The 24,208-nt window shown below is 72.2% G+C and carries 18 protein-coding genes; 7 read left to right on the top strand and 11 right to left on the bottom strand.

The window, feature by feature from the left end:
- The first annotated feature begins 108 nt into the window (after positions 1-108).
- The gene (gene dxs, locus ABD987_RS05080; RefSeq protein ID WP_345388255.1) at positions 109-2,040 is read left to right on the top strand and encodes a 1-deoxy-D-xylulose-5-phosphate synthase; all 1,932 of its coding nucleotides are present in this window, start codon (positions 109-111) and stop codon (positions 2,038-2,040) included.
- A gap of 184 nt (positions 2,041-2,224) precedes the next feature.
- Here dxs and ABD987_RS05075 read toward each other — a convergent pair whose 3' ends face one another.
- The 6 genes from ABD987_RS05075 to ABD987_RS05050 form a co-directional block, all read right to left on the bottom strand.
- Positions 2,225-3,745: an alpha/beta fold hydrolase gene (locus tag ABD987_RS05075; RefSeq protein WP_345387437.1), complete on the bottom strand. Its 1,521-nt coding sequence runs from the start codon at positions 3,743-3,745 to the stop codon at positions 2,225-2,227.
- Between the two features lie 232 nt (positions 3,746-3,977).
- On the bottom strand, positions 3,978-5,438 hold the full coding sequence (locus tag ABD987_RS05070) for a purine-cytosine permease family protein (protein ID WP_345387434.1): 1,461 nt from the start codon (positions 5,436-5,438) through the stop codon (positions 3,978-3,980).
- A gap of 73 nt (positions 5,439-5,511) precedes the next feature.
- Complete coding sequence (locus tag ABD987_RS05065; RefSeq protein WP_345387432.1) at positions 5,512-6,918, bottom strand: aminobutyraldehyde dehydrogenase; 1,407 nt, start codon at positions 6,916-6,918, stop codon at positions 5,512-5,514.
- Positions 6,915-8,561 carry a thiamine pyrophosphate-binding protein gene (locus tag ABD987_RS05060; RefSeq protein ID WP_345387430.1) on the bottom strand — a complete coding sequence of 549 codons (1,647 nt, stop codon included), beginning with the start codon at positions 8,559-8,561 and terminating at the stop codon, positions 6,915-6,917. Before ABD987_RS05060 ends, ABD987_RS05065 begins: the two co-directional genes overlap by 4 nt.
- Positions 8,558-9,511 carry an agmatinase gene (gene speB / locus ABD987_RS05055; RefSeq protein ID WP_345387428.1) on the bottom strand — a complete coding sequence of 318 codons (954 nt, stop codon included), beginning with the start codon at positions 9,509-9,511 and terminating at the stop codon, positions 8,558-8,560. Before speB ends, ABD987_RS05060 begins: the two co-directional genes overlap by 4 nt.
- The gene (locus tag ABD987_RS05050; protein ID WP_345387426.1) at positions 9,504-10,967 is read right to left on the bottom strand and encodes a sodium:solute symporter family protein; all 1,464 of its coding nucleotides are present in this window, start codon (positions 10,965-10,967) and stop codon (positions 9,504-9,506) included. Before ABD987_RS05050 ends, speB begins: the two co-directional genes overlap by 8 nt.
- 112 nt (positions 10,968-11,079) lie before the next feature.
- On the opposite strand from ABD987_RS05050, the gene ABD987_RS05045 reads away from it, so the two are divergent.
- From ABD987_RS05045 to ABD987_RS05025, 5 genes are all read left to right on the top strand, one after another.
- Positions 11,080-12,588: a PucR family transcriptional regulator gene (locus ABD987_RS05045; protein WP_345387424.1), complete on the top strand. Its 1,509-nt coding sequence runs from the start codon at positions 11,080-11,082 to the stop codon at positions 12,586-12,588.
- A 75-nt stretch (positions 12,589-12,663) separates the two neighbouring features.
- Positions 12,664-13,341: a response regulator transcription factor gene (locus ABD987_RS05040; protein ID WP_345387422.1), complete on the top strand. Its 678-nt coding sequence runs from the start codon at positions 12,664-12,666 to the stop codon at positions 13,339-13,341.
- Positions 13,342-13,349: 8 nt separating this feature from the next.
- Positions 13,350-14,492: a sensor histidine kinase gene (locus tag ABD987_RS05035; RefSeq protein WP_345388253.1), complete on the top strand. Its 1,143-nt coding sequence runs from the start codon at positions 13,350-13,352 to the stop codon at positions 14,490-14,492.
- A 43-nt stretch (positions 14,493-14,535) separates the two neighbouring features.
- Positions 14,536-14,823, top strand: coding sequence for a type II toxin-antitoxin system Phd/YefM family antitoxin (locus ABD987_RS05030; protein ID WP_345387420.1), 288 nt, complete (start codon positions 14,536-14,538; stop codon positions 14,821-14,823).
- Complete coding sequence (locus tag ABD987_RS05025; protein WP_345387418.1) at positions 14,808-15,221, top strand: PIN domain-containing protein; 414 nt, start codon at positions 14,808-14,810, stop codon at positions 15,219-15,221. The genes ABD987_RS05030 and ABD987_RS05025 overlap by 16 nt, the downstream gene beginning before the upstream one ends.
- Positions 15,222-15,754: 533 nt before the next feature.
- Here the strand turns inward: ABD987_RS05025 and ABD987_RS05020 are convergent.
- On the bottom strand, positions 15,755-17,374 hold the full coding sequence (locus ABD987_RS05020) for a PHP domain-containing protein (protein ID WP_345387416.1): 1,620 nt from the start codon (positions 17,372-17,374) through the stop codon (positions 15,755-15,757).
- A gap of 104 nt (positions 17,375-17,478) precedes the next feature.
- Between ABD987_RS05020 and ABD987_RS05015 the strand changes: the two genes are divergently transcribed.
- Entirely contained in the window at positions 17,479-18,012 is a 534-nt protein-coding gene (locus tag ABD987_RS05015) for a permease-like cell division protein FtsX (RefSeq protein WP_345387414.1), read from the top strand.
- Between the two features lie 141 nt (positions 18,013-18,153).
- On the opposite strand, the gene ABD987_RS05010 is transcribed toward ABD987_RS05015, so the two are convergent.
- The 4 genes from ABD987_RS05010 to atzF all read right to left on the bottom strand — a co-directional run bounded on the left by ABD987_RS05010 (position 18,154) and on the right by atzF (position 24,146).
- Complete coding sequence (locus ABD987_RS05010; RefSeq protein ID WP_345387411.1) at positions 18,154-20,265, bottom strand: 3-hydroxyacyl-CoA dehydrogenase NAD-binding domain-containing protein; 2,112 nt, start codon at positions 20,263-20,265, stop codon at positions 18,154-18,156.
- Positions 20,266-21,456 carry a thiolase family protein gene (locus tag ABD987_RS05005; RefSeq protein ID WP_345388251.1) on the bottom strand — a complete coding sequence of 397 codons (1,191 nt, stop codon included), beginning with the start codon at positions 21,454-21,456 and terminating at the stop codon, positions 20,266-20,268.
- 162 nt (positions 21,457-21,618) lie between these two features.
- Positions 21,619-22,284 (bottom strand): DUF998 domain-containing protein, encoded by a 666-nt coding sequence (locus ABD987_RS05000; protein ID WP_345387409.1) that lies wholly within the window; start codon positions 22,282-22,284, stop codon positions 21,619-21,621.
- A 155-nt stretch (positions 22,285-22,439) separates the two neighbouring features.
- Complete coding sequence (atzF, locus tag ABD987_RS04995; protein WP_345387407.1) at positions 22,440-24,146, bottom strand: allophanate hydrolase; 1,707 nt, start codon at positions 24,144-24,146, stop codon at positions 22,440-22,442.
- Positions 24,147-24,208 lie beyond the last annotated feature (62 nt).

Genomic DNA, 24,208 nt, shown 5'->3' with positions numbered 1-24,208 from the left:
CGTGATTGTCTGACGTGTGGTACCCGCCGCAGGCGAGGGCGGGCGCGTGGCGGGCGTCCGTAGACTGGCCGGACTGCGGCGGAACCCGGGGACAGGAGCGTGGGAGTGGTGAGGATGCTGGAGTCCGTACACGGACCGGCGGACCTGAAGCGGATGAGCGTCGAAGACCTCGAAGAGGTCGCCGCCGAGATCAGGGACTTCCTCGTCGACAAGGTGCGGCGCGCGGGCGGGCACCTCGGCCCCAACCTCGGCGTGGTGGAGCTGACCCTGGCGCTGCACCGGGTCTTCGACTCCCCGCGCGACGCGATCGTGTGGGACGTCGGGCACCAGTCCTATGTGCACAAGATCGTCACCGGTCGCCACGAGGGCTTCGACCTGCTGCGCCAGCAGGGCGGGCTCACCGGGTACCCGGCGCGCGCGGAGAGCGAGCACGACCTGGTCGAGAACAGCCACGCCTCCACCGCGCTGTCCTATGTGGATGGTCTGGCGAAGGCGTTCGCGCTGGCGGGCGGCGAACCGCGGCACGCGGTGGCCGTGGTCGGCGACGGCGCGCTCACCGGCGGCATGTGCTGGGAGGCGCTGAACAACATCGCCGCGCACAAGGACGACCGCCCGGTCGTCATCGTCATCAACGACAACGGCCGCTCGTACTCGCCGACCATCGGCGGCCTCGCCGACCACCTCGCCTCGCTGCGGCTCCAGCCGGGCTACGAGCGGTTCCTCGACGGGGGCAAGGAGATCCTCAAGAGCACCCCGGTGGTGGGCAAGCCGATCTACGCCGCGCTGCACGCGGCGAAGGCGGGCATCAAGGACGCGCTGAGCCCGCAGGCGATGTTCTCCGACCTGGGCCTGAAGTACCTCGGCCCGGTCGACGGGCACGACCTGGTCGCGCTGGAGAAGGCGTTCCACAGCGCGCGGAGCTTCGGCGGCGCGGTGATCGTCCACGTCGTGACCGAGAAGGGCCACGGCTACGCGCCCGCGGTCAGCGACCAGGCCGACCAGATGCACCAGACCGACCCGATCGACCCGGAGACCGGCCTGCCGCCGGTGAAGGGCCCGAGCTGGACCAGCGTGTTCGGCGACGAGCTGGTGAAGATCGGCGCCGAGCGTTCCGACGTCGTCGCGATCACCGCGGCGATGCAGCGCTCGTGCGGGCTGGAGAAGTTCGCGAAGGCCTATCCGGACCGCTGGTACGACGTCGGCATCGCCGAGCAGCACGCGGTCACCTCCGCCGCCGGGCTCGCCATGGGCGGGCTGCACCCGGTCGTCGCGGTCTACGCGACGTTCCTCAACCGCGCCTTCGACCAGGTCCTGATGGACGTCGCGCTGCACCGGCAGCCGGTCACCCTGATGCTCGACCGCGCCGGGATCACCGGACCGGACGGCCCGAGCCACCACGGCATGTGGGACCTCTCGCTGCTGGGCATGGTGCCCGGGATGCGGGTGGCCGCGCCGCGCGACGCCGGGACACTGCGTGAGGAACTGCGCGAGGCGATCGCCGTCGGCGACGGGCCGACCGCGTTGCGTTACTCCAAGGGCGGCGTGGTCGATTCGGTGCCCGCCGTCGAACGGATCGGCACGGTCGACGTGCTGCGCCGCCCGGCCGAGGGCGGGGACACCGACGTGCTGCTCGTCGCCGTCGGGGCGTTCGCCAAGCTCAGCCTCGCGGCCGCCGACCGGCTGGCCGACCAGGGCATCGGCGTCACCGTCGTCGACCCGCGCTGGGTGCTGCCGGTGCCCGCGGAGCTGGTGGCGCTGGCCGGGCAGCACAAGCTCGTCGTCACCGTCGAGGACAACGGGCGGCACGGCGGGTTCGGCTCCGCGCTGGCCGCCCTGCTGCGGGACGCCGAATGCGACGTCCCGCTGCGGGATCTCGCGGTGCCGCAGGACTTCCACGAGCACGGCTCGCGGGAGCAGGTGCTGGCCCGCGTCGGCCTGACCGCCCAGGATGTCGCCCGCCGCGTCACCGAATGGGCCTCGGGCCGCCTCGGCACCGCCGCCCCCGCCGAGCCCGCCCCGCAGGAGGAAGGCCGCCGCTGACCGCGGTCGCGACCGGGGCCATGCGCCCCAATGTGGCGTTCGGTGCTCCGCCCTTGCCCCCGCCGCCACCCTCAACGGAGACGCTCCGCGCCCAACCCGGATTCCACGCACCCAATGTGGCGTTCGGTGCGTTGAGCGCACCCAATGCCACATTGGGGCGTTCGGGCTCCCCGCGATCCGCCGGTCAGTTCTCCCGGCAGGTGGTGTCGGCGCGGGGGAGGACGCCGTCGCGGAAGTACGTGTTGACGGTGTTCTCCACGCAGCCGTTCGGATAGTTGCCGAAGACGGCGTGGACGCGGACGTCCTGGAGCGTCACCAGCCGGGACGCGGTCATCGCCTTGTGCAGGGCGACGCCCTCCTCATAGGCGGTGCGGGTGTCGCCGGTGGCCTGCACGATCAGCGCGGGCACGGCGTTGCGCACTTCGGTCGGCGGTTCGACCGGCGGTGCCCACGAGGCGCACGCGCTGGGACCGTAGGCGAAACCGCCGAACACCGGCAGAGCGGCGCGGTTGCGCTGGATGTTCCGCCAGTACCACTCCGGATCGCGCGGCGCGGCCACGTCACCGCACAGCACGGCCGCCTGGCCGGAGTTCTGCGTTTCCGGCGTCGGCCTGGTGACGAACCGCAGGTCGGCCTCCAGCTCGGGATTGGGCTGGACGGGTTTGCCGTCGGCGGCGTCGGCGAGCCGCCGGACGCTGGTGGCGAGCGCGGCGTTGTGCCGGGGATCGGCCAGCGGGTTGAACGCCAGCATCGGCAGCAGGTGCTCGTCGACCCGGTAGTCCCCGATGCGGATGGGTGACTTCGCGGCCCCGCGGATCAGGTCCTCGACCAGCGCCCGCACTTCGGCCCCGGTCCGGCCGAGGTGGTATTCGGCGTCACGGGCCGCGGCCCAGTTCGCCCAGTCGTCCAGCGCGGCTTCGTTCGGCTTGCCCATCGCCTGGAACAGGCCCACCCCGTAGCGCCGGGGATCGACGGCGCTGTCCAGCACGACGCGGTCGCTCTGGCGCGGGAACATCTGGGTGTACACGGCGCCGAGGTAGGTGCCGTAGGACCAGCCGAAGTAGCTGATCTTCCGTTCGCCGAGCGCGCCGCGGACCACGTCCATGTCCCGGGCGGTGTTGCGGGTGGTGATCTGCCGGATGTCCGGGCCCTCGGTGACCGCGCACCGCCGGGCCAGGTCGGCCTGCAGCCGGACGGTCCGGTCGAACCCGGCGCGGTCGATCCCGGCCGAACGGAGCATGATGCCCACCGGCCAGCCACAGTCGACCGGGGACGAGCGGCCGATGCCCCGCGGATCCATGCCGATCAGGTCGTAGCGGGACGACACCTCGGGGGTCATCGCCTTCCGGACGTCCAGCATCATGCCGAGCCCCGCCCCGCCCGGCCCGCCGGGGTTGGAAAGCATGACGCCGCGCCGGTTCCGGGTGTCGGTGGCCTTCAACCGGGAGATCGCCACGGTGATCGTCCGGCCGTCCGGCCGCGCGTAGTCCAGTGGCACCGTGACGTCGGCGCACCGCGCCCCCGCCGCGTCCAGATCCTTGTCGCCGCAGGCCTTCCAGCCGACGCGCTGGTGGTAGAACCGGTCCAGGCCGGGCTGCCCGGCCTGGACCGGTTCGGCCGAGGCGGTCGCGGTCCCGGCCAGCAGACCGGCGCCGGCCGCCACCACCGTGCCGAGCGCCACCCGCCTCATTCGCTTGACTCGCAAGGATTTCCTCCTTGTGAACGCCGTTGGCCCCCGTGGCCACCGGTCGGCACAAGGTTAGGAAGCCCGGCCGGTTCGCCGCCATGCCGACAGCACCCGGGCTCCGGGTTCAGCGGGCTCGACCCGCGCCGGTGGTGCCTGCTCCACCCGACCTGCGGACGAATGGAGTATCCGCCCGGTCGCCAGCGGTCCGTGAATGCCACATTGAGGGACTCAGAGTCCCTCAATGTGGCATTCACGGACCGGGCTGGACGGCGCCCACGGCCGGTGGGGCGTCTTCGACGGTGCCGGGGCCGAAGACCTCGCGGGGCTCGGGGAAGAGCTTCGTCAGCAGGGGATAGGCGATCGCGGCGGTGCACAGGGTGACCACGAGGCTGATGTCGACGCCGCCCGCGATCCCGCGCAGCGGCCCGGCGATCATCGGCGTGTTCGCGGTGAGCAGACCGAGCGTGGTGGCCGGGATCCACGCCGCCATCGCCCGCCAGTTCACGCCGCGGTGGAACCAGTACCGCCCGCCCTTGCGGCCCTGGTTGAACACCTGGAGGTCGTCCGGGTCGTAGAACCCGCGCCGCTGCGCGAAGCCGATCATCATGATCACCATCCACGGCGAGGTGCACAGCACGATGAGCGTCGCGAAGGCGTTGATGCTGGAGACCATGTCGAGCACGAAGTTGCCGACGAAGATGAACACCACGCTCAACGATCCGATGAGGACGGTCGCCTGGACCCGGCTCAGCCGCACGAAGATCGAGCTGAAGTCCAGCCCGGTCCCGTACAACGCCGTGGTGCCGGTGGACAGCCCGCCGATCAGCGCCACCACGATCAGCGGGATCGCGTACCAGAGCGGGGAGATCGCGGTGAGCCCGGCGATGTAGTTCCCGGGGTCGGCCACCAGCGTCGCCGTCGCGATGCCGAAACCGAAGGGCAGCAACGTCGCCAGCTGCGCGAGGAACGGCGCGGCGAGCAGCGAACGGCGGGAGTACCGCGCCGGGATGTAGCGCGACCAGTCGCCGAGGAACGCGCCGAAGGAGATCGGATTGGCCAGCACGGTGAGCGTCGCGAGGATCCAGGTCGGCCAGAACGAGCCAAGCGCGTAGGCGCCGGTTCCCGCGAAGCCGGGGTCGAACGAGCCGCCGTAGGCGAAGACGCCGAGCAGCATGATCGTGGTGCCCAGCACGACGGCGATCCGGTTGATCAGCAACATGAACCGGTAGCCGTAGATACAGACCACGAGCGTGGCGACGGCGATGAGCCCGTAGGCGACGCCGCGCAGCGCGGCCCCGCCGTCGAAGCCGAAGAGCCGTTGCGCCGCGCCCGCCACGGCGTCCCCGCTGACCCACACCGAGATCGCGAAGAACGTGATCGCGGTCAGCAGCGAGAGGAACGAGCCGACGCAGCGGCCGACGACGCCGAAGTGCGCGCCGGAGGACACCGCGTTGTTGGTCCGGGTGCGCGGCCCGAACAACGCCATCGGCGCGAGCACCAGCCCGCCCAGCACGACACCGGTGACCGTCGCGGCGAGCGCGGCGGAGAAGCTCAGGCCGTAGGCGATCGGCAGGGTGCCGAGGATGATGGTGGCGAACGTGTTCGCCCCGCCGAACGCCAGCCGGAACAGGTCGCGCGGGCGCGAGGTCTGTTCCGCCGGCGGGATCGGCGCGATCCCGTGCTGCTCGACTTCGGTGACTTTGTCGCTCATCGTGGCTTCCTTCCCCAGTCTCTGAAGGCCACCTTGAGGGAACCCAAGTCCCTCAAGGTGGCCTTCAGAGGCTTCAGGCGAAACGGGTCATGACGTGCTTGACACGGGTGTACTCGGCGAAGGAGTACGCGGAAAGGTCCTTGCCGTGCCCGGAATGGCCGAACCCGCCGTGCGGCATCTCCGCGACCAGCGGCCCGTGCGTGTTGACCCATACACAGCCGAAGTCCAGCTCGCCGGAAAGCCGGGTCGCGCGGGCGAGGTCGCGGGTCCAGATCGACGACGCGAGCCCGTAGGGGACGCCGTTGGCGAGCGCCACCGCCTCGTCCTCGTCCACAAAGGACTGGATGGTGAGCACCGGCGCGAAGATCTCCTCCCGGACGAGCTCGTCGTCCTGCCGGAGGCCGGAAACCACCGTGGGGGACAGGAAGAACCCGCGGTCGCCGTGCCGTCCGCCGCCGGTCTCCACGCGCGCGTGCGCGGGCAGCCGGTCCAGCAGGCCCCGCACCCGGTCGAACTGCGCGGCGGAGTTGAGCGGGCCGTAGTCCCGCCCCGGGGTGTACGCGGCGGCGGCCTTCGTCAGCTCGGCCAGGAATTCGTCGTGGACCGAAGCGTGCACGAGGACGCGGCTGCCCGCGGTGCAGTCCTGCCCCGCGTTGTAGAACGCCGCGCCCGCGATGCCCGCCGCGGTTCCGGCGAGATCGGCGTCGGCGAACACCAGCAGCGGCGCGTTGCCGCCGAGTTCGAGGTGGGTGCGCTTGAGATCGGCCGCGGCCACGGTCGCGACGTCGATCCCGGCGCGGGTCGACCCGGTGATCGAGACCAGCTCGGTGACCGGATGCCGCACCAGCGCGCGGCCGGTGTCGCGGTCGCCGCACAGGACGTTGAACGCGCCCGGCGGCAGGAACTCCGCGGCCACGGCGGCCAGTAGTACCGCGGTCGACGGCGTGGTCTCGGCGGGCTTGAGCACCACGGTGTTGCCCGCCGCCAGCGCGGGCGCGATCTTCCACACGGCCATCATCAGCGGGTAGTTCCACGGCGCGATCTGGGCGCAGACGCCGACCGGCTCGCGCCGGATCACCGACGTGTGGCCGGGCAGGTACTCTCCGGCGCCGGTGCCCTCCAGCTGCCGCGCGGCCCCGGCGAAGAACCGCAGCGCGCTCACGCACTCCGGGATCTCCTCGTCCAGCACGACCTGACGGACCTTGCCGGTCTCCCGGATCTCGGCGTCCGCGAACTCCTCGGCCCGCGACTCCAGGGCGTCGGCGAGCTTCAGCAGCGCCAGCTGCCGCTGGGCCGGGGTGCTGCGCCGCCACACCGCGAAGGCCCGGTCCGCCGCGGCCATCGCCGCGTCCACATCGGACTGTCCGGAAAGGACGCTGGTGCCGAAGACCTCGCCGGTGGCCGGGTCGGTCAGCTCCAGCGTCCGCCCGCCAGGGGCGGCGGCGGACGCGCCGTCGACGAAGTTCTCCACGTGCGTCATGACTTCTCCAGGTGGGTCGGGGCGAACATCTTCAGCCGCGCGGGCAGCACGACGACGCCGGGGCCGGGCGTTCGCAGCGCCTCGGCCAGCACCGCGCCGACGTTGTCCGAAGTGGCCTGAACGGCCGGGACGCCGAACGAGCGGGCCAGCGCGACGTAGTCCGGCCGGGCCAGCTCGGTCGCGGTGGTGCGGCCGAACTCGCCGGTCAGGTACTCGCGCAGGATCCCGTAGCCGCCGTCGTCGACGATCAGCCACGTCACGTCCAGCCCGTGCTGCACCGCCGTGGCCAGCTCCGCGACGCCGTACATCGCGCCGCCGTCGCCGGACACCGCGAGCACCGGGCCGCCGGTCGCGGCCGCGCCGCCGAGCGCGCCGGGCAGCCCGTAACCGAGCCCGCCCGCGCCCTGCGCGGTGTGTATCGGCGCGCCGTCGGGGTTCCACGCCGACCACGCCCAGTACGCCGCGATCGTCATGTCCCAGAACGTCTGCGTGCCCTCGGGCACCGCGGCGCGCAGATCGGCGAGCAGCTTCCGTTCGAGGCCGAGGTCCTGCGCGTCGAGCCGTGCCGACACCTTGCCCAGCAGCTCGCCGACCGCCTTTTCGGCCAGCCCGTCGGCCGCGCGGAAGGGCACCCGTTCCAGCAGGGCGCCGAGCGTGAGCCGGACGTCGGCGTGGATGCCCAGCGCCGGGTAGTTCGACTCCAGCTTGCCGAGATCGGCCTCGACCTGCACGATCCGCCCGCGCGGGGCGAACTCGCGGTAGTTGCTGGACAGCTCGCCGAGCCCGGAGCCGAGCACCAGCAGCACGTCGGCGTGCGCGAGGAACTCGGTGGAATGCCAGTCCTCCAGCCAGGACCGGCCGGACAGCTCGTGGTCCCAGCCGAACACGCCCTTGCCGCCGAAGGTCGAGAGCACCGGCGCCCGCAGCGCCTCGGCAAGCGCTTTCAGCTCGGCGTGCGCGCCGGCGCGCAGCGCGCCGCCCCCGGCCAGGATGACCGGGTTCTCCGCCGCGCCCAGCAGCCGCGCGGCCTCCTCGACGAGTTCGGGCAGCGGATCGAGCGGCGCGGGGCGCGCGGTCGCGGTGGTGATCGGCGGCAGCGAGGCCGGCGCGAGCAGCACGTCCTGCGGGATCTCCACCCACACCGGCCCGTATGGCGCGGTGGCCGCGGACTCCCACGCCTCCCGCAGCGCCGTCGGGACCTGGCTCACCGCGCGGACGGTGTGCACCGACTTGACCACCCCGGCGAAACTCGCCTGCTGGTCGGGAAGCTCGTGCAGGTACCCGTGCCGCCCGCCGCCGAGGCCCGCGACCGGGACCTGGCTGGAAATCCCCAGCACCGGCACCGAAGCGGCCCGCGACTCCTGGAGCGAAGCGAGCGTGAGCAGCGCCCCGGGACCGGTCGAGACGACCATCGGCGTCACCGGCACCGGACCGTCGGGGTCGGCCGCGAGTCGGGCCCGGGCGTACCCGTCCGCGGCGAACGCGAGGTTGTTCTCCACCCGCGCGCCGATCACCCGCAGGTCGTCCGCGCGCCGCAACGCCTCGAACAGCCCCAGCGCGTGCTGGCCGGGCAGGCCGAACACGGTGTCGGCGCCCAGCGCCCGCAGGGTCTCGACGACGACGTCGCCCCCAATGCGGGTCACGATTCCCTTCCCAGCGCGAGCAGGCTGACCAGGTCGTAGGCGACGTGCGACGCGGCGACGGCGGTGATCTCGGCGTGGTCGTAGGCGGGTGCCAGTTCGACGACGTCGCCGCCGACGAGGTTCAGGCCGCGCAGCCCGCGCAGGATCTCCAGGAGTTCGCGGCTGGTCATCCCGCCCGCCTCCGGCGTGCCGGTGCCGGGCGCGTGCGCGGGGTCGAGCACGTCGATGTCGATGGAGACATACAGCGGCCGGTCGCCGATCCGCTGCCGCAGCGCGTCGACCGTCTCCGCGACGCCCCGGCGCAGCACATCGCCGGAGGTGACGATGCCGAACCCGAGCCGCCGGTCCTCCTCCAGGTCCCGCTTGCCGTACAGCGGGCCGCGGGTACCGACGTGCGACAGCGCGCTGGTGTCGAGGATGCCTTCCTCCGAGGCCCGCCGGAACGGGGTGCCGTGGGTGTACGGCTCGCCGAAGTAGGTGTCCCAGGTGTCCAGGTGCGCGTCGAAGTGCAGCAGCGCGACCGGTCCGTGCTTCTTCGCGGCGGCCCGCAGCAGCGGCAGCGCGATGGTGTGGTCGCCGCCGATGGTGACCAGCCGGGTGCCGTTCGCGGTGAGGTTTTCCGCCTCCTGCTGGAGGGTTTCGATCGCCTCGCCGATGTTGAACGGGTTGACCGCGATGTCGCCCGCGTCCACCACCTGCGCGGTGGCGAACGGCGAGACGTCGAGGCCGGGGTGGTACGGCCGGAGCAGCCTGCTCGCCTCGCGCAACGCCGCCGGGCCGAACCGCGCGCCGGGGCGGTAGGACACGCCGGAGTCGAACGGGACCCCGGCGACCGCGACGTCGGCGTGGTCGACCTGGTCGATGCGCGGCAGCCTGGCGAAGGTCGCGAACCCGGCGAACCGGGGGACGCGCGAGGAGTCGACGGGGCCGATCGGGCTCGTTTCAGACACTGCTGACTGCTCCTGATTCCTGGTGTGGTGCGGGCGTTTCCCCGGTGGCCGCGGAGCCGTTCAGACGCGCGGTCCAGGTGTCCAAAGTAGACGCTGGGGTTCTCGGGGTGGCGAGGCTGACGACGACGTGGACGACCAGGCTCGCGCCGAGACCCCAGTAGATCGGGCTGTTCGCGTCGACGCCGTCGACGATCATGAACGTGATCACCACGACCGTGCCCGCGATCATCGAGGCGTAGGCGCCGTGGCGCGTACCGCGTTTCCAGAACAGCGCGCCGACGATCGCGACCAGCAGCCCGCCGACGAGCACGTCGTAGGCGATGGTGAGCGCGTTGACCACGTCGTCGACGATCATCGCGATGCCGATCGCGGCCAGGCCCAGCACCAGGGTGGTGATCCGGTTGCGGCGCAGCTCGCCGGTTCCCTTGCGCAGTCCCACCTTGCTGAGCAGATCGGACGTGCTGACCGTGGAACAGGCGATCAGCGCGCCGCTCGCCGTCGACATCATGGCCGAGAGCGCCGCGGCGAGGACGAGCCCGCGCACGCCGGTCGGCAGGAGCCGTTCCACGATCGTGGCGAACGCGTCCTGCGCGCTGCCGAGGTCGGGGTAGAGCGCCTTCGCGGCGGTGCCGATCAGTGCCCCGGCGACGCCGTAGACCAGGCAGTAGACCCCGGAGAGGATGCCGCCGCCGGTCGCGACGGCCGGGGTGCGGGCGGTGAACACCCGCTGCCAGATGTCCTGCCCGATGAGCAGGCCGAAGGTGTAGACGAGGACGTAGGTGAAGATCGTCTGGCCACCGATCGCGGTGAACTCGAAGTACGTCGCGTCGAGGCGTTTCGTCATTTCGCCGAAGCCGCCCGCCGAGCTGATCGCGACCGGCAGCAGGATGAACAGGATGCCGACGGTCTTGACGCCGAACTGCACGATGTCGGTCAGCGTGATCGACCACATGCCGCCGAGCACCGAGTACAGCACGACGATCGCGCCGCCGATCGCGATCCCGGCCCAGCCGGGGACGTTGAAGAGGACCTTGAAGATCGTCGCGAAGGCAAGCGTCGAGGTCACCGTCAGCATGAGCGTGTAGACCCACATCACGACGCCGGAGATCGTGCTGGTGGCCCCGCCGTAGCGCAGGTCGAGCATCTCGCCGACGGTGTAGACGCGCAGTTTCACCAGGCGCCGGGCGAACACCGCGTGCAGCACGAGGATGCCCAGCCCGATCGTGATCACCAGCCAGGCGCCGGAGACGCCGTAGGTGTAGCCGAGCTTCACGCCGCCGACGGTGGACGCGCCGCCGAGCACGACCGCCGACATCGTGCCGGAGTACATGACCCAGCCCAGGCGGCGGCCGGCGACGAGGTAGTCCGACTTCGTCCTGGCCAGCCGCAGGCCGAACCAGCCGACCCCGAGCATGCCCGCGATGTACAGCGCGATCACCGCGTAGTCACCGGCCATGGTGACCTCCCTGGCTCGTCGTGGGGTGTTGTCGTCCGGGTCACCGTAGGTTCATCGTCCAGCCCGCGGGGATGGGATGATTCATCCCCAATCAGGGACAAGCGAGGATGAAATGACCCGAAGCCTGGATCTTCCGGCCGCCGAGGTGACTATTCCGTTACGGGCGGTCACCGGCAATCCGGACCTGGCGCTCGACGTGGTCGGCGAGACCGTGCGGCCGGGCGCGCTCGACGCGCCGGTCCGCTGGGCGCACGTCAGCGAGCTGGGCGATCCCGCGCCGTACCTGCTCGGCGCCGAACTGCTGCTCACCGCCGGCGTGAACCTGCCGGGGGAGCCCCGCGACGTCGAGCGCTATGTGCGGCGGCTGGCCGAAAGCGGCATCACCGCGCTCGGGTTCGGGATCACGCCGTCCGTGCACGAGACGCTCCCGGAACCGCTGCGCCGGGCCTGCGCCCGGCACGGCCTGCCCCTGCTGGTGGTGCCGGTGCGGACACCGTTCCTCGCCATCAGCCGCGCCGTGTCGGTCGCGCTCACCGAAGCGGGACAACGGGAACAGCGCCGGATCGCCGTGGCGCGCGAGGCGCTGACCCGCGCGGCGGGCGGCGGGCTCGGCGAGCTGACGGGCGCGCTCGCCACGCGCCTGCGGGGCTGGGTCGCGATGGTCGGCGCGGACGACGTCCCCGCCGCCGCGCACGACGCGCCGTCACCGCTGCCGGACGAGGTCCGCGAGCTGCTGGCGACCCTGCGCGCCGGCACCGGGATCCGCAGCGCCACCACGGAACTGGCCACCGGCGGATACGTCGTCGCGCAGCCGGTCTACCCGCAGGCGACCGCGTCGCACCTGGTCGTGTGCGGGCGCGCGGACCGGTTCGACGGTGCCGACCGCGCGATCCTCGCCGTCGGCGCCGCCCTGCTCGGTCTGGCCGGCCGGTCCGGTTCGGACACCGCCGCCCTCGGCGCCGCGGCCACCGGGCTGCTGCTCGGCCGGAGCGCGCCCGCGGACGTCGCCACCGCGCTCGCGGGCACCGACCGGCCCCGCCTCGTCGCCGGGATCGCCCACCGGCGCGGGCCGGACGAGGTCGCCGCGCGCCCCGACTGGCTGCGCGCGCGGCTCGACACCCCGCTCGTCCAGGTGCTGCCCGGCCCCCGTTTCCTGGCGATCGTCGGTGCCGGGCCCGACCTGGCGGCGCTGGAACGGCTGCGCGAGCACGGCTGGCTCGCGGTCGGCGGCTCGCCGGTCGCCGCGGACCGGCTCCGCGACGCCGTCGCGGAGACCGAGGTCCTGCTCGACCGGGCGGGGTCGCTCGGCCGTCCGGTACTCGCCGGATCGGGTCCCCTCGACTTCGACGCGCTGCTGGATCCGGACGCGGCAAGGGGTTTCGCCGACCGGGTGCTGGCGCCGCTGACCGGGCTCGACCGGGCACAGGGCCGGGAACTGGTGACCACGTTGCGTACCTGGCTGGCCTGTCACGGCGGCTGGGACCGCGCCGCGGCCGGGCTCGGCGTGCACCGCAACAGCGTCCGGCACCGGATCGGCCAGATCGAGCGCGTGCTCGGCGTGGACCTCGCCGATCCGGAGGTCCGGATGCGGCTGTGGTTCGCCCTGCGGTGGGTGGGCTGAACCGTCCACAAAGACCGGTGGAGCCGTCACTGCGCGTATAGCTGGCTCTCAGGAAACTGTGGAAGTGTGGACGCCGTGAGAATTCTGGTGGTGGAAGACGAGGAGCCCCTCGCCGACGCGATCGCGCGTGGCCTGCGGCGGGAGGGGATGGCCGTGGACGTCGCGCTGACCGGCGACGACGGACACGAGAAGTCGGCGGTGACGCGCTACGACGTGGTCCTGCTCGACCGCGATCTGCCCGGCATGTCCGGGGACGAGCTGTGCCGCGAGATCGTCACCTCCGGTGAGCTGACCCGGGTGCTGATGCTGACCGCGAGTGGTTCGGTCTCCGACCGGGTGGACGGGTTGTCCCTTGGCGCCGACGACTACCTCGCCAAGCCGTTCGCCTTCCCCGAACTCGTCGCGCGGGTGCGTGCGCTGGGCCGCCGCGCGACCCCGGCCGCGCCGCCGCTGCTGACCGCCGGGGACGTCGAGCTGGACCCGGCCCGGCGCACCGTGCGCCGCGCGGGCGGGCCGGTCGAGCTGACCCGCAAGGAGTTCGGCGTGCTGGAGGTGCTGCTGTCCGCGGCGGGATCCGTGGTGAGCAGCGAGGAACTGCTCGAACGGGTGTGGGACGAGAACGCCGACCCGTTCACCACCACCGTCCGGGTCACCGTGATGACCCTGCGCAAGAAGCTGGGCGAGCCCGGGATCATCGAGACCGTGGTCGGTTCGGGGTACCGCGTGCCCGAGCAGGGGGCCGGCGCGGGGTGAGGCGGGCACTGAGCCTGCCGGGCGCGCGCAGCCTGCGGGCCAGGGTCACCCTGCTCGCGACCGTGCTGGTCGCCGCGGTCAGCCTGCTGCTGCTGTGGCTGGCGTGGACGCTGGTGCGCGACGCGGTGAACACCGTGCCGCAGATGCCGCCCGGCACGAGCGTGCGGGTCGACGGGGTCGACGTCGACGCGTCGACGCTGGCCGAGCACCTCCGCGAGCACGCGCGGATCCGGGTGCTGGTCTTCGGCTCGGCCGCGTTCTGCTTCGTGGTCGCGGCCGCCGCGATCCTCGCCTGGACCTTCACCTCCCGGGTGCTGCTGCCGCTGCGCGAGGTCACCGCGACCGCGCGGCGGCTGTCGGTGGAGTCGCTGGGGGAGCGGATCGGCGAGGTGCGCTCGAAGGACGAGCTGGCGGAGCTGGCCGGGACCTTCGACGACATGCTCGACCGGCTGCAGGCCGCCTTCGACGCCCAGCGCCACTTCGTGGCCAACGCCAGCCACGAGCTGCGGACCCCGCTTTCGGTGATCCGCACCGAACTCGACGTCACGCTCGCCGACGAGCACGCCGACGAGACCGAGCTGCGCCGGATGGCCGAGGTCGTCCGCGACGCCACCGACCGGGCCGGGCGGCTCGTCAACTCCCTGCTGCTGCTCGCGAAGACCGACGGCTCCGGGCTGGTGGTGCGTGAGCGGGTCGACCTCGCCACCCTCGTCGGTCAGGCCTGGCGCGCGGTGCGGAAGGAGGCCGAGCAGCGGGGCGTCCGCGTCGACATCAGCACACCGGGCGTCGCGGTCACCGGGGATCCCGCGCTGCTGGAACGGATCGCGGGCAACCTGCTGGAGAACGCCGTGCGGCACAACGTCGAGGGCGGCTGGCTGGAGGTGCGCACCCAGGCCGGTCCCCAGTGGTCGGTGCTGCGGGTGCGCTCCTCGGGCGGGCTGATCGACCCGGCCACGGTGAGCGAGCTGTTCGAACCCTTCGAGCGCGCCGGCACCGCCCGCACCGCCCGCTCGGGCGCCGGGCTCGGGCTGTCCATCGTGCGCGCCGCGGTCCAGGCGCACGGCGGCGCGGTGTCGGCCGAACCCGTCGTCGGCGGCGGCCTGTCCGTCACCGTGCACCTCCCCGCCGTCGCACCGGCCTCCCGGGTGTAGCACGCCCGTAGCATTTTCCGGCGAGAAGTGCTACCCTCGGGGCATGACCTCAGCGATCAGCCAGCGCGACCTGCGCAACGACAACGCGGAGATCATGCGGCGTGTCGAGCGGGGCGAGAGCTTCACGGTCACCCGCAACGGCAAGCCGGTGGCCAACCTGGTGCCGTTGTGCGCCGAGCACGAGCAGCAGGCCCGGCGCACCCTCGGCGAGGTGCAGGAGTCCTTCCGTGGCCTGCCGCCGATGGACAGCGCCGCGTGGCGGCGCGAGCGCGCCGACCAAGACGCCGTGTTCGGGCCGGACGATCCGGCGGATCCGTGGGCACGCCGGTGAACCCGCCGGGGCAGGTGCTGCTCGACACCTGCGTCGTGATCGATCTGGAGCGCCTGGATCTCGGCGAGCTGGCCGCCGCCGTCCCGGCGGTGAGCGCGGTGACGGTCGCGGAATTGGGCTACGGGCTGGACGTCGACGACGTGGTCGCCCGCGCCGCCCGGACCGAGCGGTACTACGCGGTGCTCGACCGGTTCGAGGTGCTGCCGTTCGACACCGCGGCGGCGAAACAGTACGGCACCCTGGCCGCACTGGTCCGCCGGGCCGGGCGGGACCCGCGGCCGCGGCGGCTTGATCTGCAGATCGCCGCCACGGCCGCCGCGTACCGGATCCCGGTGCTCACCCACAACGCCAAGGACTTCGGCGGGCTGGAGCGGCTCGTCGAGGTCATCGAGGTGTGAGGCGGCACCGTCCTCAGTGGACACGTCCCGAACGACCCGTTCGCGACGTTGAGCGTCTCGTACGGGTCGTTCGGGACACTCCGCGCCGCTCCCCGTCCGGTGCCACGTCGCGAACGACGCGGACGGGACACCAACGATGCTGGTGTCGAGTTCCGGTGCCCGGGTGTGTTGAAGGACGCCTTCGGGACCTGTCATTTGTGTACGTACTCCGTCGGCGCGGCGCCCGAGGGACGCCCTGGGTGCGTTGGATGCACCAAGGGCGTCCCTCGCTGCGTTGGATGCACCGAAGGCGTCCCTCGGCACACACCGGGCACAGCCCCAGAAGACTCCCTGCCCTGAAGGACGCCTTAGGTGCGCTCGGTGCACTGAAGGCGTCCTTCAGCGCGCCCAACGCACTGAAAGCGTCCTTCAGCACCCACCTTGCTCCGAGGAAAGCCAACAGCATCACCGAACGTCCCGAACGACCCGTTCGGGACACCCCGGCGACTACTCGGCGCGCCTCAGACGCGGCCACGCGGGGCCGAAAGCGTCGTTCAGCGGACGTCGACGAAGATCGGGTTGCCGTAGAGCCACAGATCCTCGAACGGGTCGGCCTGGCCGATGACGTCCATGGCCGGTTCGATGCCGCCGGGCACGTGCCGCCTGCCGTCGGTGCCGCGGACCCGGACGTAGAACGGCTCCCGCACGTTCCGGAAGGTGTGCCGGAAGCTCACCCGGTGGCCGGTGCCCCGGCGCGGTTCGAACGACCGCACCACCCGGGTGCCCGGCGCGGTCATCGTGTCGCGGTCCGCGGCCGGTCCGGTGACCGGGCCGGCGATGACGTCGAGCCGGGCGAGCCGGGGCACCGCGCCGGAGCCGTTGGGCCGGTCCGCGGTCACCGCGGAGACCACGACCGTGACGTTCTCCCCTCGGCGCACCCGCAGCCGCCCGCCGAAGGTCTCGGCGTCCCCGCCGCCGTACACCCCGACCTCCAGCTGCCGCGCCAGACCGCCGTGGCAGAGCCAGATCCGGCCCGCGCGCAGCCCTTCCAGCACCCCGTCGAACCCGCGCCGCCGCGTCCCGACCACCGTGCGGCTGAACTCGCCGGGGTAGAAGTCCGCGTACGGCGCGGTGAGCTGCGGGACGCCGGAGTCGACCGGGTCCGGGTACTTGCCGGTGCGGTCGTACCAGCCGTCGGGCACCTGCGGGCGGACCAGTGTGTCGCCGCGGTTGTAGTGCGAGTCGGAGTTCGTGGTGATCCACCACGGCTTGCCCTCGGCGAGCATCGAGTCCCAGAGCCCGCCGACCTTCGCGGTGGTCCAGTCCCAGCCGCCGAAGGTCCGGTAGGCCTCGGCCGGGAAACCCGGCCACGAGTTCTCGCCGGGGTTGTTCCCGTAGCCGCCGCGCGCGCCGCCGTTGCCCCGCGGTTTCGGGAAGCCGTCGGCCTGCGCGCCGGGCGCGCCCTCCATGCCGATCACGATGCCCGGCGCGGTGTCGCGGTAGGCGCGCAGTTCGTGTGGCGAGACGCGGCCGTTGCGCAGCGGGTGGTTGACGAACACGACCGGCGCGTGGATCCGGCGGCGGCGTTCCTGCTCGGCGAGCCATCGCAGGGCCTTGAGCGCCAGCGCCTCGTTCTCCGGGCTCGACGCCTCCGTGCCGGTCAGCCGCCAGTCGAAGTTCCGCTCGAATTCGCGGAGCACCGGGGCCTGGTCCTTCCCGGCCCGGAAGAACACCGTGGCGTGCTCCGCGCCCGGCACGTTCCACTCCATTCCCTGCCACAGCAGCAGATCCGGGTACCGGCGCTGCGCGGCGAGGACGTCCCGGCCGGTCGGCTCGACCGAGGAGCGCTCGTGCTCGGCGTGGCCGTGGTCGGTGAACACGATCCAGTTCGCGCCGTGTTCGCGCGCGCCGGCGGCGATCCGGTCGATCGTGTACATCGCGTCGTACGAGTACTGGCTGTGCGTGTGGTGGTCGCCGACCAGCCACTGGTAGCGGCCGCGGCCGAAGAGCCGGTCGAGGCTGATGTCGAGGTCCAGATCGAGGTCGAGGTCGATCCCCGCGGCGTCCGCCCGCGCCGGCGCGAGCATCGGCGCGCCTGCGGCCGCGGCGCCGGCGAGGCCGGCGCGCTTGAGGAAGCCGCGGCGGTCGACGCCGGGTCTGTCGGTGGTGCTCATCCTGCTCCTGCCTGGGTGGTGCCGAGTCGGCAGGACGCTAGAAGGCGCCGGTGAACGGACGGTGTCCCGGCGGCCAACGGCCGCCGTTGTGTGATGATCGTCCCGTGAGTGGCAGACCGGTCCGGACGGGACCGAAACTGATCAAGATCCTTATCCCGGCGTTCGTGCTGGCGGCGGCCATCGGAGTGGGCGTGGCGTTGCTGGTCGCGCACCTCGCCGAACCCGACCCGTTGCCGGTCGACACCGGCCCGGTGCCCGCGGCGGGACGGAACGTGTGCGGATCCTCGGTGGTGGTGTACTTCGAAACCGACGAGCAGATGACGCGTGCCTCGGGCAGTTTCCACGGCGATCCGAAAACCCGCCGGGTGTTCACCGAGACCAAGGCCGAAGCCTACGAACGTTTCAAGCGCATCTTCGCCGAACATCCGGAGACCCTGCGGCTGACGCGCCCGGACACCTTGCCCGCGTCGCTGGACCTGCTACCGCAGCGCGGCGTGAACCTGGAGGAGTGGGCCGCCGAACTGCGCGGGCGTTACCCGGAGGCCAAGAAGGTCGACGTGCTCGACCTCGCGCACCTGCCGCCCGGCCTGCCCACTCCGGCCACGATGCCGTCCTGCCCACCCAGCGGCGAGTACTGACCGGCCACGTGCCCCGGCTGTTCCCTGGTCCCGTCGCGGTGGTCATGCGCCCCAATGTGGCGTTCGGTGCGTCCAACGCACCGAACGCCACATTGGGTGCGTCCAGCGCACCCAATGCCACATTGGGGCGCTCGTCCGGCTCTAGGCCACCGGGACCGAGGCGACGCCCGGGGCCAGGAACGGCTTGCCGTTGACACGCTCGGAGACGCCGGAGCGGTCCAGGTAGGGCGTGATGCCGCCCAGCCAGAACGGCCAGCCCGCGCCGAGGATCAGGCACAGGTCGATGTCCTGCGCCTCGGCGACCACGCCCTCGTCGAGCATGATCCGGATCTCCTCGGCGATCGCGCCGAGGGCGCGCTCCCGCACCTGCTCCGCGGTGGACGGCTGGTCGCCCCGCGTCCACAGCTCGACGACCTCCGGGTCGGCGGACTGGTTCCCCTTGTCGTCCCAGACCCAGACGCCCCGCTTGCCGGCCTGCACGAACTTCCGCAGGTTCTCGCTGACGGTGAAGCGGTCCGGGAACGATTCGTGCAGCGTCTCGCCGACGTGCAGCGCGATCGCCGGGCCGACCAGCTGCATCAGCGTCAGCGGGCTCATCGGCAGGCCGAGCGGCTCCAGCGCCGAGTCCGCGACCTCGAACGGGGTGCCCTCGTCGACGGCGACGAGCACCTCGCCGAGGAAGCGCAGCAGCAGCCGGTTGACCACGAACGCCGACGCGTCCTTCACCAGCACGCTGGACTTCTTGAGCTGCTTGCCGACCGCGAACGCCGTCGCGAGGGAGGCGTCGTCGGTCTTCTCGCCGCGCACGATCTCCAGCAGTGGCAGCACGGCGACCGGGTTGAAGAAGTGGAACCCGACCACGCGCTCCGGGTGCTGGAGCTTCGAGGCCATCGCGGTGATCGACAGCGACGAGGTGTTGGTCGCCAGGATCGCCTCGGGCGAGACGTGCTGCTCCAGCTCGGCGAACACCTGCTGCTTGACGCCCAGCTCCTCGAACACCGCCTCGATGACGAAGTCGGCGTCGGCGAAGGCGGCCTTGTCGAGCGAGCCGGTCACCAGCGCCTTGAGCCGGTTCGCGCCGTCCGGGGAGACCCGCTTCTTGGCCAGGAGCTTGTCGATCTCGTCGTGGACGTACCCGACGCCCTTGTCGACGCGGGCCTGGTCGACGTCGGTGAGCACCACCGGCACCTTGAGACGGCGGACGAACAGCAGCGCCAGCTGGCTGGCCATCAGGCCCGCGCCGACGATGCCGACCTTGTTCACCTTGCGCGCCAAGGACCTGTCCGGCGCGCCCGCCGGGCGCTTGGCCCGCTTGTTGACCAGGTTGAACGAGTACAGCCCGGCGCGCAGGACGTCGGACATGAGCAGCTCGGCGAGCCCGTCGGTCTCGGCGGCGTAGCCGCGGTCGAGATCGTTCTCCCGCGCCAGCTCCAGCAGCTCGACGGCCTTGGTCGCGCCCGGCGACGCGCCGTGCGTGCGACCGTCCACGATGGACTTGGCGCGCGCGACGGCCGCGTCCCACGCCGCGCCGCGGTCGATCTCGCGGCGCTCCGGGACGATCTCGCCGCGGACCACCTTGGCCAGCCACAGCAGGGACTGCTCCAGGTAGTCGGCGGAACCGAAGACGGCGTCGACGATGCCCAGCTCGGCGGCCTGGCGCACCTTCAGCATCTTGTTCTGCGCCAAGGCGTTCTCGATGATCACGGTCACCGCGGCGTCCGGGCCGATCAGGTTCGGCAGCAGCTGCGTGCCGCCCCAGCCGGGGAACAGGCCGAGGAAGACCTCGGGGAACGCGATGGCCGCGGTGTTCTCCGACAGCGTCCGGTAGTGACAGGACAGCGCGAGTTCGAGCCCGCCGCCCATCACCGCGCCGTTGACGAATCCGAAGGTCGGGATCTCGGTTTCGGTGAGCCGCCGGAACACGTCGTGCCCGGTCTGCGCGATCTCGCGCGCGAGCTTCGGGTCCGACACGGCCTCGACGCCGGAAAGGTCGGCGCCGACGGCGAAGATGAACGGCTTGCCGGTGACCGCGATCGCGGCGGGCGCGGCGGCGAACGCCTCGTCCAGTGCGGAGTTCAGCGACACCAGGCCCTGCGGTCCGAAGGTGTTCGGCCGGGTGTGGTCGTGGCCGTTGTCCAGGGTGATCAGTGCGACCGGCTTGTCCAGCCCCGGCACCTTGACCAGCCGGGTCTTCGCGACGGTGACGACCTCGTCGGGGAAGGCGGCTTTGGCTTCTTCAGCGGTGAAAGTCATTTACTTGGCTCCCTCGAAAGCCGGGTTCTCCCAGAGCACGGTGCCGCCCATGCCGATGCCGATGCACATGGTGGTCAGGCCGTAGCGCACGTCGGGCCGCTCGGCGAACTGGCGCGACAACTGCGTCATCAGCCGGACCCCGGACGAGGCGAGCGGGTGGCCGCACGCGATCGCGCCGCCCCACTGGTTGACGCGCGGGTCGTCGTCGGCGATGCCGAAGTGGTCGAGGAAGGCGAGCACCTGCACGGCGAACGCCTCGTTGATCTCGAACAGCCCGATGTCGTCGATCGACAGTCCGGTGCGCTTGAACAGCTTCTCGGTGGCGGGGACCGGGCCGATGCCCATGACCTCCGGCTCGACCCCGGCGAAGGAGTAGCCCACCAGGCGCATCCCGACCGGCAGGCCCAGTTCGCGGGCGGTGTCCTCGTCGGCGAGCAGCGCCGCGGTGGCACCGTCGTTGAGGCCCGCCGCGTTGCCCGCGGTGACCCGGCCGTGCGGGCGGAACGGCGTCTTCAGCCCGGCGAGCTGCTCGACCGTGGTACCCGGCCGCGGCGGCTCGTCCTCGGTGGCCAGGCCCCAGCCCAGCTCGGCCGAGCGGGTGGCGACCGGGACCAGCTCGGGGCCGATCTTGCCGGTCTTGACGGCCTCGGCGTACTTTTCCTGGCTGCGCGCGGCGAAGGCGTCGGTGCGCTGCTTGGTGATCGCGGGGAACCGGTCGTGCAGGTTCTCCGCGGTCTGGCCCATGACCAGCGCGGTCGGGTCGACGAGCTTGTCGGCGATGATCCGCGGGTTCGGGTCGACACCCTCGCCCATCGGGTGACGGCCCATGTGCTCGACGCCACCGGCGATGGCGATGTCGTAGGCGCCGAACCCGATCCCGGACGCGGTGGTGGTGACCGCGGTCATCGCGCCCGCGCACATGCGGTCGAGGGCGAAGCCGGGCACGGACTTGGGCAGCCCGGCCAGCAGCGCGGCGGTGCGGCCGATGGTCAGGCCCTGGTCGCCGATCTGAGTGGTGGCCGCGATGGCCACCTCGTCGACACGCTCGCCCGGCAGTTCGGGGTGCCGCCGCAGCAGCTCCCGGATGGCGTTGACGACGAGGTCGTCGGCACGGGTCCCGGCGTAGATGCCCTTGTCGCCCGCCTTGCCGAACGGGGTGCGTACCCCCTCGACGAAGACGACGTTGCGCACGCCTCGCGCGTTCGGCGCGAGCGGCGTTGCTGGTGCGGCCACGAATGCTCCTGATGTCGGCAGAGAAATCCTGCCCGCACGATAGCCCTTGTTACCCGTGGGTAACCAGGGGAGTGGCCCGGTCGAGTGGGACACGGCACACTCCCGGGTGGCCGCGCCCGCCTAGGCGACCGCGGGACTGACCTCCGCCGGGACCACGTCGGCCAGGATCGCCTCGCCCTTCGTCAGCCACGCCAGGCCGAACGCGAGGATCGCGGCCGTCTCCAGCCACAGCGCGGGGTGCAGCGACGCGGCGACGGGGACCAGGCTCGTGACCACGATGAGCGCGAGCGAGGCCAGGATCACCACCCCGCACGCGACGTAGACGCGGTTGCGGTCCACCTTGCGCGGCGTCGGTTCCGCGCTGCCGGACCTGGTGAACAGGAACAGGCAGAAGAACGCCAGCGCCAGGAAGAACACCGAGGCGAACACGAGGTGCAGCACGCCCAGCGTCCGGTCCGTGGACGTCGGGTTCGCGGGCGTGGTCGGGCACACCGCCAGCCCGATCGCCGCGCCCGCCGCGAGGTTGCCCGCGACGTCGTCGAGGCGGGTGTAACCGTGGTAGGACAACAGGAAGACGCCGACCGCGCACATACTGCCGACGAACACATCGCGCACCGAGGTGTAGTAGTAGCCGCTGATCGAATTCAGCAACCCGCTCCCGTCCACGGCGATCTTGCCGAGGATCAGCACCACCGGCAGGGCCAGGCCGATGACGCCGATCGCGCGGCGCAGAAACAGGTACGAGTGCACGAGGGTGCTCTGCGGGGATGGGGTCGCCGGGGTCATGGGCCGCCTCCGATGCCGTGCGGGACGTCCCCGCGGCCCGGTGCGGGGACGCACCGGCGCACCGGGTCGCGGGGAATCGCTTTCTCCCTCTAGTTATCGGCTGGGGGACGATCACGGCTCAACCGTTCGGATCACACGGCTGGGCGGCGAAACGGTTACGTTCCGGTGAGCGTCGCCCGATAGGGCAGCCACCCGCCGTGCCCGGTGATGTCGACAGCGCCTTCGAGCGCGGCCGGTTCGCAGAGGAACCCCGGCACGACCTCGCCGCCGTCGAGCCGGACCTTCCCGATCACCAGCGGCGCCGGGACGCCTCCGACGAATTCGCCGAAACCGCGCACGGGCAGTTCCCACACCTCCGCCGCGATCGCCGCGCCGCCCTCGGCGACCCGGACCAGCCCGGGTTTCGGCGGCGTCGTGCCGAGCGCGTACAGCCGGTATTCCGGTGAGGTGACGGCCGCCGTGACGAACCGGCCGCCCCGCGACGTCAGCTCGTGGTTCAGCGGCTGGCCACGCAGGTGCGCGCCCACCACGACGATCCGGGTCCGCTCCGGGACACGGCGCGCGAGGTCGGCGAGCAGCGCGTCGGAGAACGCGCGCCCGACGAGCATCACCCCGAACGGCAGCCCGGCCACCTCGCCGGCCGGGACCGCGAGCGCGCACAGGTCGAGCAGGTTGGCGAAGTTCGTGAACCGCCCGAGCCGGGAGTTCACCCCGACCGGATCCGCCGCCACCTCGGCCAGGGCGGGGTGGTCCGTGGTCGTCGGCAGCAGCAGGACGTCCACTGTGGACAACACCATGTCCGCGTGGAGCCGCAGCCGGTCCAGCGCCGCGAAGTCCGCGAACACCCGGTGCGCGGGCAGGTCCCGCGCACCGGAGATGATCGAGAACACCGTCGGATCGACGTCGCCGGGGTGCTCGTCCAGGAAGGCGCCGACCGCGGTGTACCGCTCGGCCACGAACGCGCCTTCGTACAACAGCCGCGCCGCCGCCAGGAACGGTTCGAGATCGACGGTCACCGGTTCGGCACCCGCCGCCGCGTACGCCTCCGCTGCGTGCGCGAACGCTTCCGCCCAGCCCGCCCGGAGTTCCCCGAGCCGGTCCGGACGCGGGATCCCGAGCCGCACCCGGCCCGGGGCGCGCCGGGCGGAGGGGGCGGTACGGGAGGTGGGGTCGTCCGCGTCCGGCCCGGCCAGGCAGTCCAGCGCGAGCGTGGCCTCCTCGACGGTCCGCGCGAACACGCTGACGCAGTCGAGGCTCCGGCACGCGGGCACCACCCCGCGCGTCGGCACCAGGCCCCTGGTCGGCTTGAGCCCGACGATCCCGTTGAGCGCGGCCGGAACCCGTCCCGACCCGGCGGTGTCGGTGCCCAGCGCCAGATCGGCCACGCCCAGCGCGACCGCCACCGCCGACCCCGAACTCGACCCGCCGGAGATCCGGGACGGGTCGACCGCGTTGCGCACCGCGCCGTACGGGCTGCGGGTCCCCACCAGACCGGTCGCGAACTGGTCGAGGTTGGTCGTGCCGAGGATCAGCGCCCCCGCCGCGCGCAGGCGGGCCACCACCGGCGCGTCCCGGGCGGGACGGTAGGCGTAGGCCGGGCAGCCCGCGGTCGTCGGCAGCCCCGCGACGTCGATGTTTCCCTTGACCGCGGCCAGTTTCCCGTACAGCGGCAGTGCCTCGCCCGCCGCGCGGCGAGCCTCCAGCGCCGCCGCGTCCGCGAGTACGTCGGCCTCGGGACGCAGCTCGATCCAGACCTCCGGCCGGTCCACCGCCGCGATCCGCGCGTACGTGGCACGCACCCGTTCCACGACACTCATGCGATCGCCTCGCTTCGCGAGACTGTGTTCGATTCTTTGGCGCATGGCATCTTCGATTCGCTCGCGAGCTCGCTCATGCGATCGACTCGCTTCGCGAGGCAGCGTCG

The sequence above is a fragment of the Amycolatopsis samaneae genome, from assembly GCF_039541975.1.
GTDB classification, from domain to species: domain Bacteria; phylum Actinomycetota; class Actinomycetes; order Mycobacteriales; family Pseudonocardiaceae; genus Amycolatopsis; species Amycolatopsis samaneae.
Note: the sequence above shows the minus strand (reverse complement) of the source record. Positions and strands in the feature narration are given on the sequence as shown.

What these genes read in the sequence shown, in the direction of transcription:
- ABD987_RS05065 (WP_345387432.1), bottom strand. Translation starts at nt 6,918, where the DNA reads ATGACGCACGTGGAGAACTTCGTCGACGGCGCGTCCGCCGCCGCCCCT.
- ABD987_RS05000 (WP_345387409.1), bottom strand. Translation starts at nt 22,284, where the DNA reads ATGACCCCGGCGACCCCATCCCCGCAGAGCACCCTCGTGCACTCGTAC.
- ABD987_RS05045 (WP_345387424.1), top strand. Translation starts at nt 11,080, where the DNA reads ATGACCCGAAGCCTGGATCTTCCGGCCGCCGAGGTGACTATTCCGTTA.
- atzF (WP_345387407.1), bottom strand. Translation starts at nt 24,146, where the DNA reads ATGCGCCAAAGAATCGAACACAGTCTCGCGAAGCGAGGCGATCGCATG.
- ABD987_RS05070 (WP_345387434.1), bottom strand. Translation starts at nt 5,438, where the DNA reads ATGAGCGACAAAGTCACCGAAGTCGAGCAGCACGGGATCGCGCCGATC.
- ABD987_RS05050 (WP_345387426.1), bottom strand. Translation starts at nt 10,967, where the DNA reads ATGGCCGGTGACTACGCGGTGATCGCGCTGTACATCGCGGGCATGCTC.
- ABD987_RS05030 (WP_345387420.1), top strand. Translation starts at nt 14,536, where the DNA reads ATGACCTCAGCGATCAGCCAGCGCGACCTGCGCAACGACAACGCGGAG.
- ABD987_RS05010 (WP_345387411.1), bottom strand. Translation starts at nt 20,265, where the DNA reads ATGACTTTCACCGCTGAAGAAGCCAAAGCCGCCTTCCCCGACGAGGTC.
- ABD987_RS05020 (WP_345387416.1), bottom strand. Translation starts at nt 17,374, where the DNA reads ATGAGCACCACCGACAGACCCGGCGTCGACCGCCGCGGCTTCCTCAAG.